The sequence below is a fragment of the Paraburkholderia sp. RL17-337-BIB-A genome, from assembly GCF_046025895.1.
GTDB classification, from domain to species: Bacteria; Pseudomonadota; Gammaproteobacteria; order Burkholderiales; family Burkholderiaceae; genus Paraburkholderia; species Paraburkholderia fungorum_C.
Map to the genome: position 1 here is coordinate 1,014,573 of NZ_JARESY010000003.1, position 13,480 is coordinate 1,028,052.

Here is a 13,480-nt window from a genome sequence, read left to right on the forward strand (position 1 = left end):
TGCTGGGTCAGGCAGCGACGTGCTGCAGCGTGTCATGCCAGTCCTGGGCGAAACGGTCGATATGGAAGCGCTCGAGCGCGGTGCGTCGCGCGCCTTCGCCGAGACGCCGCGCTTCGCCGGGATCGCGCAGTAGCGCCCGCATGGCTTCCACTAACACGTTCACATCCGTGTGGATGAAACCGTTTTCGCCGTTGCGGATCACGGTGGCCAGTTCGGTGGTCGCGAGGCCGACGATCGGCATGCCGATTGTCATGGCCTCTACGACTGCCAACCCGAGGCTGGTCCAGCGAATCGGATTGAAGAAGAAGCGATAGCGCGCACTGAAAGCGGCCAGATCGAGATTGCCGATTTCGCCAATACCACCCAGGCGCTCCGCTTCCATGCCGACGAGATCGAGCGGCACGCGCGTGCGGATTTCGCTGAATACATCCGCGCCGAGCCGCCGTCCGCGCTGCGCCAGGTGGTTCACCACCACAATGCCACGCTCCAGTTCGCCGCTGTAACGCACGCCCGCGGGCACGAGCACGCCGTGCTCGATGACACGCGTCGGCGTGACGCCGCAGTCCCACATCAACTGGTTGAAGTGGGTGACGTGAACCAGCAGCGTGTCGGGGTCGTCGACCCAGTGCCATTGCTGGAAAGGATTGTCCTGCGGAGGATCGTGCTCGATATAGACGCGCGGCAGGCGCCGTTGCGCCGCGCTCAATACATGCTCGCGGTCGTGTTCCCAATGGCTTTTGTGCTGATACAGGATCACGTCGAATTGCTGATTGGGCACATCGTCCACATGGATTTCGTGGACGTTGTCACCCCACGGCAGAACGCCTGTTTTGCCCGCAAAGCCGGGTGGATTGCCCGGTTTGGTGACGAGATAGAAGTCGTGCGGCGTCTGCGTGAGGTAGTACAGGTAATTGCCATGTACGTGCCAGGTCAACACGCGCAGACGGCGGAGGCTATGCAGCATGAGGCATCTCCTTCAAAGTCCGGCTGTCCGCGTGCAATGCGTTCGGCGCCCCCGGACATGCACCCCGAACTTGCGCGAGTTGTGCGCGGGCGGCCTCGACGACGTGTTCGACGCTGACGTTCAATGCACAAGGATGCCCGTACGGGCAATCGCGGTACGCGCACGGCCGGCACGCGGGGTAGTCGGCGAGGACGCGATGCCGTGCGTGGTCCAGCGGCGCCCAGCGGCGCGTATCGCTGCCGGACGCGATCACTACCGATGCCGTGGCCACGGCTGCGGCAATGTGCGAGATGCCGGTGTCGTTGCAGACCACGAGTCGCGCGCGGGCAACCAGCGCGGCCAGTCCACCGAGCGAAGTGGCGCCCGCAAGATATAGCGCGGGCGCGCTCATGGCGCCCAATACCGCGCCCGTCAGCGACGCTTCGGCGGCGGTCCCGGTGATGGCGATCTGCCAGCCGTCGGTAGCCAGGTTGTCGGCCACGGAAGCAAAACGCTCCGCGGGCCAGCGGCGCGACGGCAATTGCGCGCCGGGATGAATCAGCACAAGCCGCTGCGCTTCCACGCCATGCACCGCCGCAAGCTCGGCGTACTCGTGGCCGTCGCGCCAGGTCAAGGGAAACGCAGATTGCCGTTCGACCACGGGCGCACCGATGGCGCTGGTCAGGGCAAGATAGCGTTCAGACTCTGGCAGGTCGTCTGGCCAGTCAATGAAGCAACCATGCCTCACCGGTTCGCCAGGCTGTACGAAACCGGCATGGGCTCGTGCGCCGAGTTCGTGCAACAGATCATTGGCGATGCCGCCGCTGCCGTGCCACTGGATCGCGAGATCGAAACGCCTTCCACGCATTTGCGAAAAGAATGCGGGTAGCCCGGCGTTCGATTCTGACTGTTCGGGGAAGCCCACCGCGCCGGGAAAGACGATCAACTCGTCGATGAGATCGCCGTAGCGCTCGACGAACGCCTGCGCCCACGGTAACCCGATCAGCGCGATATGCGCTTGCGGGGCTGCATTTCGTAGCGCCCGCAGCGCGGGCACTGCACACAGCATGTCGCCGAGTTGCAGCGCGCGAAAAATGACGATACGGCGCGGCGCGAATGCCGTCAGGAACGAGGGTGCGTTCATAGAAAGAACACCTTGAAGCGAAGGGCGCCATAGAGCCGCCAGAAGATCGAAAGAAACGGAATGGGGATTGACGTCCATGCCATCTCGGCGACGTGCCGCCAACTGCGATCGCGACCGCGCAAACGCATCACGCAGAAGTAGCCCGTGAGTGCCAGCCACGCAATCAGCGCCGTGAGCGCTGTGCGGGCGTTGCCGGCCAGCATACCGCCCAACGCCGCCACCGCACTGCACACAGTCGCGTAATACAGGAGCGGCGGCGTCGCGCGAATGCGTGTTCTGAACAGTTCGGGATGTTTCCTGTAGAGCAGCGCGTCGAACTGGCTTTTTTTCTGCTGCGCGATGCTCACCCCCCAGCGCGCCGGCCTGACCCGATGCACGACCAGCGCTTCGGGCACGCGCACGATCTCACCGCCCGCCTGCATCAGCGTGAACTGCAGGTCGGAGTCTTCACGCCATGCCGACGTGAAACGTTCGTCGAAGCCACCCGCCGCGGCGAGGAACGAGCGGACGACAAAGGCATTCGCGGTCGCGAACTCGGCGCGTTCGAGGCCGCTTGCATCGGCTTCGTAATCGGTCGGCAAAGGCGGTAGCGGCACGACGATCGCTCCCGTCGCGGCCGCGGCGCCGTGTGCGAGCGCCCCGACGCCGGCCGTGAGCCAGTGCGGGTCGGGGAGGGTGTCGTCGTCGGTGAAGGCGATCACTGGCGAGCGCGCCTGCTGCCAGCCGGCGTTGCGGGCGCCGGCCGGCCCCTGGGTGCGAGTGACTGGCACATAGCGGATGGCGGGTCCACGCGCGGCCAAGGCTTCGGCAAAGCGGCCGACGCAGGCTCGCGTAGCCTCGTCGGGACCGTCATCACAGACTACGATCTCGTAGCGCCCGGCGGGAAAATCCTGCTCGCACAGCGCGGCGAGACACGCGGCGAGCATTGCCGGACGACGGTAGGTCGGCACGACCACGGAGACATCGAAATGCGTCGGCAGCGCGCCGGGATAGCCGGACGCGACCGGTTCTCTCACAACGCGCGGGTTGGCCATTGCGCCGGCTGGTTCGATCGGACCGGTCACTGAACTCATGCGCCGGCTCCCGATTTTTCGACGAGGAATGGGCCGATCACGAGCGCATCGAGCGGCGAGGTCCAGAACGATTCCACCGCGTCGCGCGGCGAATTCACCATCGGTTCGCCGCGCGTATTGAACGAGGTATTGACCAGAATCGGCACCCCGGTGCGCTGTCGGAACGCGTCCAGCAGGTCGTAATACAGCGGATGCTGCGAGCGGTTGACGGTCTGCACCCGCGCCGTGCCGTCGACGTGCCGCACAGCCGGAATGCGTGCGGCCTTGTCGGCGCGCACGTCGAAGACGAACAGCATGAAAGGCGCGAACCTGCCGTCGACGAACCATTCGTTCGCGTGCTCTTCCATCACGACCGGCGCCACCGGTCGGAAATCTTCACGGTCCTTGATCTCGTTGAGCTTCGCCTGCATCTGCGGGTCCACGGGCGAGGCGAGGATCGAACGCGCGCCGAGTGCGCGCGGTCCGAATTCCGTGCGGCCCTGATACCAGCCGACCACCTTGCCGTCGGCGAGCAGATCGGCGGTCTCGCCGGCAATGTCGGACAGGCGCCGGTATGGCATCTTCGACCAACCCAGGAATTGCTCGATTTCCGCTTCGCCGTATTCCGGTCCGAGATACGCGTGATCCATGACCCAGTGACGCCGGCGGTCGCCGCGCGCGCTGCGCTCGCGGTAGTCGATCCACAGCGCGGCGCCGAGCGCCGTGCCGGCATCGCCCGCAGCGGGCTGAACCCACACCTCGGAAAACGGACCCGCGTCGCGCAGTTTCGAATTCATCACGCAGTTCAATGCAACGCCGCCGGCCATGCTCAGCCTGCTCAAACCGGTCCGCTGATGCAGCCAGCCCGCCAGTTGCAGCACGGTCTCTTCGAGCACCCGTTGCAAGGAATGCGCGATATCAAGGTGACGCTGCTCGAGCGGAGCGCCGCGTTCGCGCGCCGGTCCGAAGCGTTCGGCAAGACGCGGCGCCTCGACGGTATAACTCCCATCGTTGCGATAGCGAACGATCTCGCGGAATACATCGATGTATCGCGGCTGGCCGTACGAAGCGAGCGCCATGACCTTGTATTCGTCCGACGAGTGGAGAAAGCCCAGCCAGTCGGTCACGGCCTCATAAAGCAAGCCGAGCGAGTGCGGCAGTTCGACCTGCTTGAGTCGCGTATATTCACCACCGACGAATTGCCCCATGCTGGTGGTCACGCCTTCGCCGCGGCCATCCATGGTCAGGACCGCGGTGTCGTCGAATGGCGCGGCGAGAAAGGCGCTGGCCTCGTGTGCAAGGTGATGCTCGACGAAGTGCCATTGGAACCCCTTGTCACGGTCCACGCCCTGGAAGCGCTTGCGCAAATGATGCGGCGCGCCGTCGAGCAATTGCCCTTTGGCGTTCGCAATGTAGCTGAGAAAGAGCGGATCCCACGGCGACGCCGACGGGTTGGCCAAGCGAGTATTGGCGGGATCGAACGGCAGTTCGATGGTTGCGCCCGCATGTTTCGGCATGCCGCCGAACAAGGCGGGGTCGTACGAATACGCAACATGGTCGACGTCCGCGAGCGTGATGCCGGCCGCCTTCAGGCAATAGTCGATCGCATCGAAAGGCAATTGCCATGTCGAAAACGGCACGGGCCGCTTCGCATGTTTGACGTGGGTGAAGCGTTCGTCTTCGGCGGCGGCGAGGACCACCCCGTCGCGCAGCAGGGCCGCGGCGCTGTCGTGATAGACGGCATTGATTCCGAGTGTATACATGAGCGTTCGCAAGGGCAGAAGGTTTTTAAGGGGCCACGGCTTCATCGGCGAGCGGCGGAAGGTCGGCGCGGCGCGCGCCGAATGCGGCGTCGTGCGTGGCCGCCTGACCGAGCAGCTCGAGCGCCGCCTGTACCACTTCATCCGGCGTGACGCCGAGCAGGCAGGCGTGATGGTGTTGCGGACACACGCTGCGATAGCACCAGCGGCATTCGACGTCGTGAAACAGCACGCGGTGCGGCGTCTGCCACGGCGTGTGTTGCGGATTGGTCAGTGCGTACAGATCGACGACCGGCGTGCCCAGCGCCGAGGCCAGATGCACCGGGCCGCTGTTGTTGGACACTAGCACGCTCGTTCGCTCGATCAGCGCGGCGAGTTCGCCGAGCGCAAGCGCGCCGCTCAAATCGTGCAGGTGTGTCCGCACGCCGGGCGCAGCAGCGCGAATCACCGCCTCGACTAACGGGCGTTCGCCTGAACTGCCGGTGATCAGCACCGCCGCGCCGGTTTCGCGCGCGAGGCGGCCGGCCAATTCGCCGAAACGTTCGGGCGGATAGCGGCGCGACGCGGCGGTGGCGCCGGGATGCAACACGAACCAGCGGGCTGCGTGATCGACGCCGCGCGCTGAAAGTTGCGCATCGAGGCTTCTCCGGTCGGCTTCGTCCACGCTGAAGCGCATGCGCGTGTCCGGCGCTTGCGCACCGACGTGGCGCACAAGATCGAGCTGACGCTCCACTTCATGACGCGTGCGCTGCTGCGGTTCCGGTTCGCTCAACCAGTCAGTGAGCAACGCATAGGGGTTCTCCCGGCAGTGAGCGAGGCGGCGCGGAATGCCGGCGAGATAGCAAAGCATTGCCGCAGGTAACGGGCTCTGACTGTAGACGGTGAAAATCACGGCTGCGTCGAAGCAGCCGCAGCGCAAATGGTCGAGCATCCGCTGATCGTCGGCGAGTGTGCGGTTATCGTTCGGCGGTTGCGCGACCCATGGGGCGTCGTATTCGATCACCGCGTCGACGTCGTCGAGAAAGGGGGTGAGCGCAACGCCGCTGCGCGAAGCGAGCAGCGTGATGTGGCGATTCGCGCCGGATCGACGCAACGCGTGCAATGCGGGCGTGGTCATCAGCACGTCGCCGAGATTGTCCAAGCGCACGCAGAGGATCCGTTTGACGTCTTCGCCCCACCACGAGGGCTGCGACGTATCGGGCGCGCGCGCGTGCGCCAGGGTCGGCTGGGCGAGAAGCAGCGGGGCGTTCATCGGGCGGCTTCCTCGCGGCTCGGGGCGCGCCGCGCTCCGTCACCGCCGCTACGCACGACAATCCGCGCGGCCGCGTGCAGATCGGCGGCGCGCGCGCTCGGCACACGCTGTGCTCCGCTGAGCCATTCGGTTTCGTTGCCGTTGTCGAGCAGCACCGTGCGACAGCCTGCACGGTTGCCCGCTTCGACGTCGTCGAGAATGTCGCCGATAAACCAGCTTTGGGCGAGATCGAGTCGGTGTTCTTGCGCCGCGCGCAGCAAGAGACCAGGGGCAGGCTTGCGACAGCCGCACATGGCCGCATAACGCGCGACGCCGCCGTGCGGATGATGCGGACACCAGTACACGCCGCTCAAGGTCGCGCCGCACCCGGCGAACAGGCGATGCAATTGAGCTTCGACCTCGGTCAATGCCGAATGCTCGAACCTGCCCAGCGCCACGCCTGACTGATTGCTGATTACGAACAGCGCGAACGGATGCGCTGCGAGCAACGTCAGTGCCTGACGCGCGCCCGGCCCGAAACGCATCAGCGAGGGATCGACGTTGTACGGCACGTCGTCGAGCAGCGTGCCATCCTTGTCGAAGAACACAGCGGGTTGCATCATGTGCGTCCAGACGAAAAGCGTGAGCGGAAATTCGGCAGTGGCGCCGCGGGTATCGGCGCCAGCAGGCCAGGCGAACGGTATGAAAGGCGGCGCGTCCGCCGGCTTAACCGGCCGACGCGCCGGCCGCAGCGCGCTTCGGCATCTCGACCTGTTCGACTCCCGTTCTTTCCGGCACGAGTCGCGCCGCTCGCGCATAGATCTGTGCTAGTGCTTCGCCGACACCTTGCCAGGTGAATTCCGCCTGGGCGCGCGCGAGGCCCGCATCGCCCATGCGGCGCGCGAGCGCCGGCTCGCGCCGCAACTGGTCCAGGCGAGCGGCGAATGCGACCGGATCGCGCGGCGGCACCAGAAAGCCGGTCACGCCATCAGCGACCGAATAGCGGATTCCGCCGACATCGGCGCCGATTACCGGCGTGCCGCATGCCATCGCCTCGACCGGCGTGATGCCGAATGGCTCGTACCACGGCGTGGTCACGAACACATCGGCTGCGCTATAGAAGTAGCGCAGTTGTGCCCGTCCGCGCCGTCCGATGAAGGTAGTCTGCTCGGCCACGCCGCATTCGCCGGCAATGCCGCGCAAGCGCGCGATCTCCGGTGTAGCCAGTTCATTCGGCGCGTCCGAGTTGCCGCCCACCACGTACAGTCGCGCGGACGCCCGGAATACCTGCCGCAGAATGCCGACGCCGCGCACCACGTTGTCGATGCCTTTGCGTTGCACGAGCCGTCCGAGCTGCAGCACGGTGAATTCATCCTGATGCCAGCCGAGGGCCTCGCGCGCGGCGGCGCGCTCGATGGGCCGGAATTCGTCGGCGTCGAAACCGCATGGGACGATCTGGATGCGGGACGGATCGGCGCGGTAGTGTTCGATCAGATCGGCCTCGTCCTGGGGACACTCGGCCACGACAATGTCCGAGCGGGCGACCAGTTCGTCTTCAATGGCGAAACGCTCGTCGGGAAAGCCGTCGTCCGCGCCCTGGTGGATTCGCCGCACGCGACCTAGCGCGTGGAAGGTGGTGACGAGCGGCACGCCGAGGGCTTTCTTCACCTTCAGGGCAGCGAGGCCGGACATGAAGAAATTCGCGTGCATGACCTGGTGCGGGTCTCTTTCCCGCTGAAAGAACTCGATGAGGAACGTTGCGAACTCATCCATGAAGGGCAGCAGTTGTTCTTTCGGCAGTTGCTTCGGTGGTCCGGCCGGCACATGAATCACCCGCACACCGTCCATGTCCGAGATGAGCGGGAGCAGCGCGCGGTCGCAGCGCGTGAAAACATCGACCTCATGGCCCATCTTTACGAGTTGCCGCGCGACGTTGGCAACGTAAATGTTTTGTCCACCACTATCGACGCCGCCGGCAACCGCGAGGGGCGAGGCGTGTTCACTGATGAGGGCGATTTTCATAGCGTTCCTTCGCAAGCGGGACATTAGTGGCGTCGGGATGGTCGCTTCCTCTTACACGTATTCCGGAAATCACGCGACGAAGCCGACATTCGGCCACAGCATGCGGTGTGCCACTCCCGAAAAGGAGGCGTTATACAGATGCGGCGCTTGCAGCCGGCCTCGTCGCTCTCGCGCGCCCCTTTTTTTCACATGAAATGCGGTGTGGCGTTCCCTGTTTTTACAACGCGGATGTAAGTTCACGTGGTCACAACATTTGTTGATACTACGATGATCCCAACGTGCAACGAACCGCAGAAAAGCCCGTGACTAAGCGTCATTTTTTGACCGATCTTGCAGGCGCGCTGCTTGCTCAGAGGTGGCTCGCCGCGCATTCCTTTCCGCTTAACGTTGGCAACGCCGCGCCGCCGCCGCCGAATTGGCGGCCGACGACAAGTTAGCTAACATCGCGCGTGCTATTACAGGAGCACCATGACGAATTCCGCGAAGCTGTCCCGCTCACGACTGACAGCCCGCATTGCCGGCGATCTCACGCGCGCCGTTTGGCGCTATCGCAAGCAAACCGTGGTGTCGCTCCTGCTGATGGTGGCGGCCAAGCTGTCCATTGTCCTGATTCCGTTCGCGCTCAAGCACATCGTCGATGAACTCGGACGACCGATCGCTCAGACGCTGTTCCCGGTGTTCCTCGTGCTGGCATACGCGCTGCTGCGCTTTCTCGGCGACGCGCTGAACGAAGCGCGCGACGTGGTCTTCAGTATCGTCACGCAGCGCACGGTAGCGGCATTTGCCGAGCGCACTTTCGCGCATCTGCACCGCATGAGCGTGCGCTTTCATACGCGGCGCGAAACTGGCGCAATCGTGCGCGATGTTCAGAAGGGGGCTGATGGCATCGGTTTTCTGCTAGGCGTCGCGTTGTTCACGATCGTACCGACCGCTTTCGAGATAGCCACGATCGTTGCGATCATGGTTCACAACTATGCGCGCGAATTCACGGTGGCAATCGCCGTCACCTTCGTTTGCTATGCGATTTACACATTCATCTTTACGCGCCGGCGGGTTGCCCTCCAGCGCGCTGTCAACGCACTGGAAGCGCAGTCGGACGGCCGGCTGGTCGACAGCCTGCTGAACTACGACACCGTCAAATACTTTGCGACGGAAGAAACCGAGACGCGCCGGCTGAGCGAAGTGCTGGGGAAGTGGGTCCACGCGAGAATTGCGAATCAACGCGCGCTGACCGCGTTGCACGTCGGACAGAGCACGTTGATTGCGCTCGGCATCGCGGCGATCATGCTGCTCGCCGCGCAGCACGTGGTGGGCGGCAGCATGAGCGTGGGCGATCTGATACTGGTGAATGCCTATATCGTCCAGATCTGCATGCCGCTGAACACGCTCGGTTTCGTGTTTCGCGAGACGAACGACGCGCTGGTCAACGTGGAGCGTATGTTCATCATTCTCGGCACTCAAGGGCGAGTGGGTGAGGATATCGACGTCCCGGCATCGAAGCCGCTGGTGGTGAGCGCGGGGCAGATCGCTTTCGAGCATGTGGATTTCGGCTACGAGCCAGCACGCCAGATATTGCGCGATGTCGACTTTCAGGCGTATGCCGGCAAGACGCTGGCGGTGGTCGGCGGCAGCGGCTCGGGCAAATCGACGCTCGTGAAGCTGCTGTTCCGACTCTATCAGCCAGGAAGCGGCACGATCCGAATTGACGGCCAGGATATCGGGCAGGTGACGCAGCACAGCTTGCGCGAGGCGATCGGCATCGTGCCACAAGACACCGTACTGTTCAACGAGACAATCGCCTACAACATAGCGTACGGGCGACCATCCGCCACGCGCGCGGACGTCGTGCGCGCGGCGAGTGCCGCACAACTGGACGAGTTCATCGAGCGGCTGCCGGATCACTACGACACGCGCGTCGGCGAACGCGGTGTGCGGCTCTCGGGCGGCGAGCGGCAACGTATCGCCATCGCCCGGGCGATTCTGAAAGACCCTCGCATCATCGTCTTCGACGAGGCGACCTCGGCGCTCGATACGCGTTCGGAGCGCGCGATTCAAACCGAGCTGACCGGTCTCGCGCGCGGCCGCACCTCGATCGTGATCGCGCATCGACTGTGGACGGTGGTGGACGCGGACTGGATTTTGGTGATGGAGCACGGCAGAGTGGTGGAGCAGGGCGCGCATCGAGAGTTGCTCGCGCGCGAGGGCGTCTATGCGAAAATGTGGTCGCTGCAATGGCACCAGGGCGAACTGGAGCATGCGCAGCGCAAGCTGACCGCGCAGTCGGTCAGCCTGTCCGCGCTCATGACGGACGTGATCGGCGCATTGCGCGATGAGATCGCCGCGCAGGGTGTAACCGTCCGTGCTGAACTCAGCGACGTCGATCTGCGTGTGACGGGAGACCCGAGTGTGTTGCAGCCGCTGATCGTGGAGTTGTGCCGCAACGAAATCACGCAGGCGCAACTGGGCCATCGAATCGCGCTGCGCGCGGCGCGTCATAACAACCACGCATGGGTCAGCGTGCTCGGCATGGGTAGCGAGCCCGCGGAGCTTTCGCAAGCGGCCGCGCAGCGGATAGAGGCGTCGCTGGCCGCCGCGGGCGGCAGCTTCACGCCCATGCCGTTGCGCGGCCGACTCGCATATGTCGCGATGCTGCCGCTGCATCCGGTGGCCGAGGCAAATTCGCAAATCGCGCCGACGGAAAAGCCGGGTGGCATGCGGCCGCTGGACAATCTGTTCATCATGGCGATTGATGACCAGGAAGAAGCGCGCGACGCGCTCGAAGCGGTGCTGAGCGCGAGCGGTGCGCGCGTGCAGGTCGCGTCATCCGGCGTCGAAGCGCTGGCGTGGCTTTCTCACGCGGAGACGAACCAGTGGCCGCAAGTGCTGCTATGCGACATTGTGCTCGCGGATGAAGACGGCTACGAAGTGTTGCGGCGACTGCGAGCGCTGGAGGGGGAACGGAACTTGCCGCCGACGTCGCATCTACCGGCGGTCGCTTTGACCGGCTACTCCGAAGTGGGGGACCGCTTGCGCGCGCAACAAGCCGGCTTCGAGGCGCACTTGCGCAAACCGGTCACACCAGACGCTTTGATTATCGAAATCAGGAAGTTGACGGAATTCAATCGCGGGCAGAAGTCGGCCGCTGGAGAGATGGCCTAACGGGTCTTACCGGATCTGCTCAGACAACTGCCAGTCGCACGGAACGACCAGGGCTCCTGCATCATATTGGCTCAAGGCTGAGCAAGCGGAGCTTTCGTTGAGCGCTCTGTGGCTGCGCTGTTGCTGGGCGACGCGGCTCGACAGCGCGCTGCAAATTACGCGGCCACCCTTGACAACGGCGTATCAGGGCGATTGGGGACCTGCAAGCAAGGGCGAACTGTCCACGTCAGCGACTTGACTGAACCGGCTCCGTGGAACACTTGATTGACTCAGACGGACATCCGCGGGCGCGTCGTTGCGCTCCGGCTGATAAACATAACCAGAGGCTAGGAAATGACAATAGATGCTCATTACCCAGACCGATCGGTCGCGCATCGCATCTCGGTGGTCGTGCTGACCCATAACCGGGCGAAGGAAGTGATGCATACCCTTTCACGCCTCCTTGCGTTGCCGGAGCAGCCCGAGCTGTTCGTTGCGGACAATGCCTCGACGGATGGCACCGTTGAGCTGATCAAGGCGGGTCTGCGGGGCGTGCGCGTCGTACGGTGCCCGTCAAATCTTGGCGCTGCGGGCCGCAATCTGGCCGTCGCCTGTGTATCGACCGACTACGTCGCCTTCTGCGACGACGATATGTGGTGGGAGGCCGGCTCGTTGGCACGGGCGGTGCACGTACTCGACACGTCGCCGGGCGTCGCGGTGCTGAGCGCGCGCGTGCTGGTGGGCGAGTCGCTGGAACTGGATGAGACATGTATCCGTATGCGCAACAGCCCGCTGGAGAGCCGTGACCTGCCGGGCCCACCTCTCACCGGCTACATAGCGGGCGCTTGCGTTTTCCGGACCGATGTGTTCCGCGCGGTCGGTGGTTACGAGCCACGCCTGTTCATTGGTGGGGAAGAAGAACTAGTCGCGCTCGACCTCCTCGCTTCCGGCCGCACAATCGTTTATCTGGACTCGGTAGTTGTACATCATCATCCGTCGCGGACGCGCGACAGCCGTTTGAGACGCCGGATGCTGGCGCGCAATGCAGCATGGATTTCCTGGCTGCGTCTGCCTTTGCACGATGCGTGCTGCGCGACCGGGCGGGCTTTTGCGCTTCTGTGGCGCGAAGGCACTTTCGCCCGTGATGCGTTGGCGATGATCGGAGCGCTCCCTTGGGCGTTGGCCCGGCGCCGAGTGGTCCCGCGCTCGGTACTTGCAATGCGCCGGCAGGTGCATGCGGCCGAACAACGTCAAAAGGAAGTCGACCGACGCGCGGCGAGCTGACGCACCGGCTTTCGTCGAAGTCGTCGCTTCTGGTCGACCGATATCAGGAGGAGCAGAGTAAGCGGCTCGTCCCCACCGTCGTAGGCGGTTGCTGCGATACACAGCAAAGTGATGTCCATCATTTCCGATTTGATGGACACCACTTTGTCAGAATCTCCAGAGAAGAAGCATGGAAGTCGAGCAGGCCGTCCGAATTACCCACGGGAGCTTCGGGACCGGCTGGCGGCAGCAGCGTGTGAGCCGGGCGTCTCGGTCGCGAGACTGGCCCGTGAGAATGGCATCAACGCGAACATGTTGTACACCTGGCGGCGGCGATATCTTGCCGAGCAGCAAGCTCCGTCCACCGGCCTGCTCCCCGTCGTACTGCTGTGTGACGCGCCGACGCAGGTCGTTGCGTCCTCTTCGGGGGGGCCGCAAGCGCCAGATATGAAGCCAGCGTCGCGTGGGGGCACGATCGAGATCCGCATCGGCCGTGCGGTGATTAAGGTAGACGGCCTGGTCGACGCGGACATGCTGCGGACTGTGCTGGGCAGTCTGCGATCATGATCTCTCTGCCGGTTGGTACGCGCATCTGGATCGCTGCGGGCGTGACCGACATGCGATGTGGGTTCCAGGGGCTGGCCGCAAAGGTACAAACGGCGCTTGAAGAGAATCCACTGGGCGGCAACGTCTACATCTTCCGGGGCCGCCGGGGCGACCTCGTAAAAATCCTCTGGGCAACGGAGGACGGAATCTGGCTTCTCGCGAAGCGGCTTGAGCGGGGTCGTTTTATCTGGCCCCAGGCCGACGGCGGGAAGGTCCATCTGAGTTCAGCACAACTGTCGATGCTTCTCGAGGGCATCGATTGGCGACAGCCCCGTCGTACCGCCGCGTTATCGATGTTGTAAACCGCGCCGCAGACTCGTA

The 13,480-nt window shown here is 64.2% G+C and carries 11 protein-coding genes; 4 read left to right on the forward strand and 7 right to left on the reverse strand.

Going from position 1 to position 13,480, the window contains the following annotated elements:
- Positions 1-7: 7 nt before the first annotated feature.
- The 7 genes from P0D84_RS42825 to P0D84_RS42855 form a co-directional block, all read right to left on the reverse strand.
- On the reverse strand, positions 8-964 hold the full coding sequence (locus P0D84_RS42825; RefSeq protein ID WP_408348783.1) for a glycosyltransferase family 4 protein: 957 nt from the start codon (positions 962-964) through the stop codon (positions 8-10).
- A complete protein-coding gene (locus P0D84_RS42830; RefSeq protein WP_408348786.1) occupies positions 954-2,087 on the reverse strand; it encodes a glycosyltransferase family 9 protein in 1,134 nt (377 codons plus the stop codon). Before P0D84_RS42830 ends, P0D84_RS42825 begins: the two co-directional genes overlap by 11 nt.
- Positions 2,084-3,121 (reverse strand): glycosyltransferase family 2 protein, encoded by a 1,038-nt coding sequence (locus tag P0D84_RS42835; protein ID WP_408349806.1) that lies wholly within the window; start codon positions 3,119-3,121, stop codon positions 2,084-2,086. Before P0D84_RS42835 ends, P0D84_RS42830 begins: the two co-directional genes overlap by 4 nt.
- Before the next feature lie 35 nt (positions 3,122-3,156).
- Positions 3,157-4,902: a carbamoyltransferase family protein gene (locus tag P0D84_RS42840; protein ID WP_408348789.1), complete on the reverse strand. Its 1,746-nt coding sequence runs from the start codon at positions 4,900-4,902 to the stop codon at positions 3,157-3,159.
- Positions 4,903-4,927: 25 nt separating this feature from the next.
- Positions 4,928-6,151, reverse strand: a complete 1,224-nt coding sequence (gene waaF / locus P0D84_RS42845) for a lipopolysaccharide heptosyltransferase II (protein ID WP_408348792.1) — start codon at positions 6,149-6,151, stop codon at positions 4,928-4,930.
- Positions 6,148-6,753, reverse strand: a complete 606-nt coding sequence (locus P0D84_RS42850) for a D-glycero-alpha-D-manno-heptose-1,7-bisphosphate 7-phosphatase (RefSeq protein ID WP_408348795.1) — start codon at positions 6,751-6,753, stop codon at positions 6,148-6,150. The genes waaF and P0D84_RS42850 overlap by 4 nt, the downstream gene beginning before the upstream one ends.
- 103 nt (positions 6,754-6,856) lie before the next feature.
- Positions 6,857-8,152, reverse strand: a complete 1,296-nt coding sequence (locus P0D84_RS42855; RefSeq protein WP_408348798.1) for a glycosyltransferase family 4 protein — start codon at positions 8,150-8,152, stop codon at positions 6,857-6,859.
- Between the two features lie 468 nt (positions 8,153-8,620).
- On the opposite strand from P0D84_RS42855, the gene P0D84_RS42860 reads away from it, so the two are divergent.
- The 4 genes from P0D84_RS42860 to tnpB all read left to right on the forward strand — a co-directional run bounded on the left by P0D84_RS42860 (position 8,621) and on the right by tnpB (position 13,461).
- Entirely contained in the window at positions 8,621-11,311 is a 2,691-nt protein-coding gene (locus P0D84_RS42860; protein ID WP_408348801.1) for an ATP-binding cassette domain-containing protein, read from the forward strand.
- 333 nt (positions 11,312-11,644) lie between these two features.
- Positions 11,645-12,574, forward strand: coding sequence for a glycosyltransferase family 2 protein (locus P0D84_RS42865; RefSeq protein WP_408348804.1), 930 nt, complete (start codon positions 11,645-11,647; stop codon positions 12,572-12,574).
- A gap of 144 nt (positions 12,575-12,718) precedes the next feature.
- The gene (tnpA, locus tag P0D84_RS42870) at positions 12,719-13,120 is read left to right on the forward strand and encodes an IS66-like element accessory protein TnpA (protein ID WP_408348807.1); all 402 of its coding nucleotides are present in this window, start codon (positions 12,719-12,721) and stop codon (positions 13,118-13,120) included.
- A complete protein-coding gene (tnpB, locus tag P0D84_RS42875) occupies positions 13,117-13,461 on the forward strand; it encodes an IS66 family insertion sequence element accessory protein TnpB (RefSeq protein ID WP_074294021.1) in 345 nt (114 codons plus the stop codon). Before tnpA ends, tnpB begins: the two co-directional genes overlap by 4 nt.
- Positions 13,462-13,480: the final 19 nt, after the last annotated feature.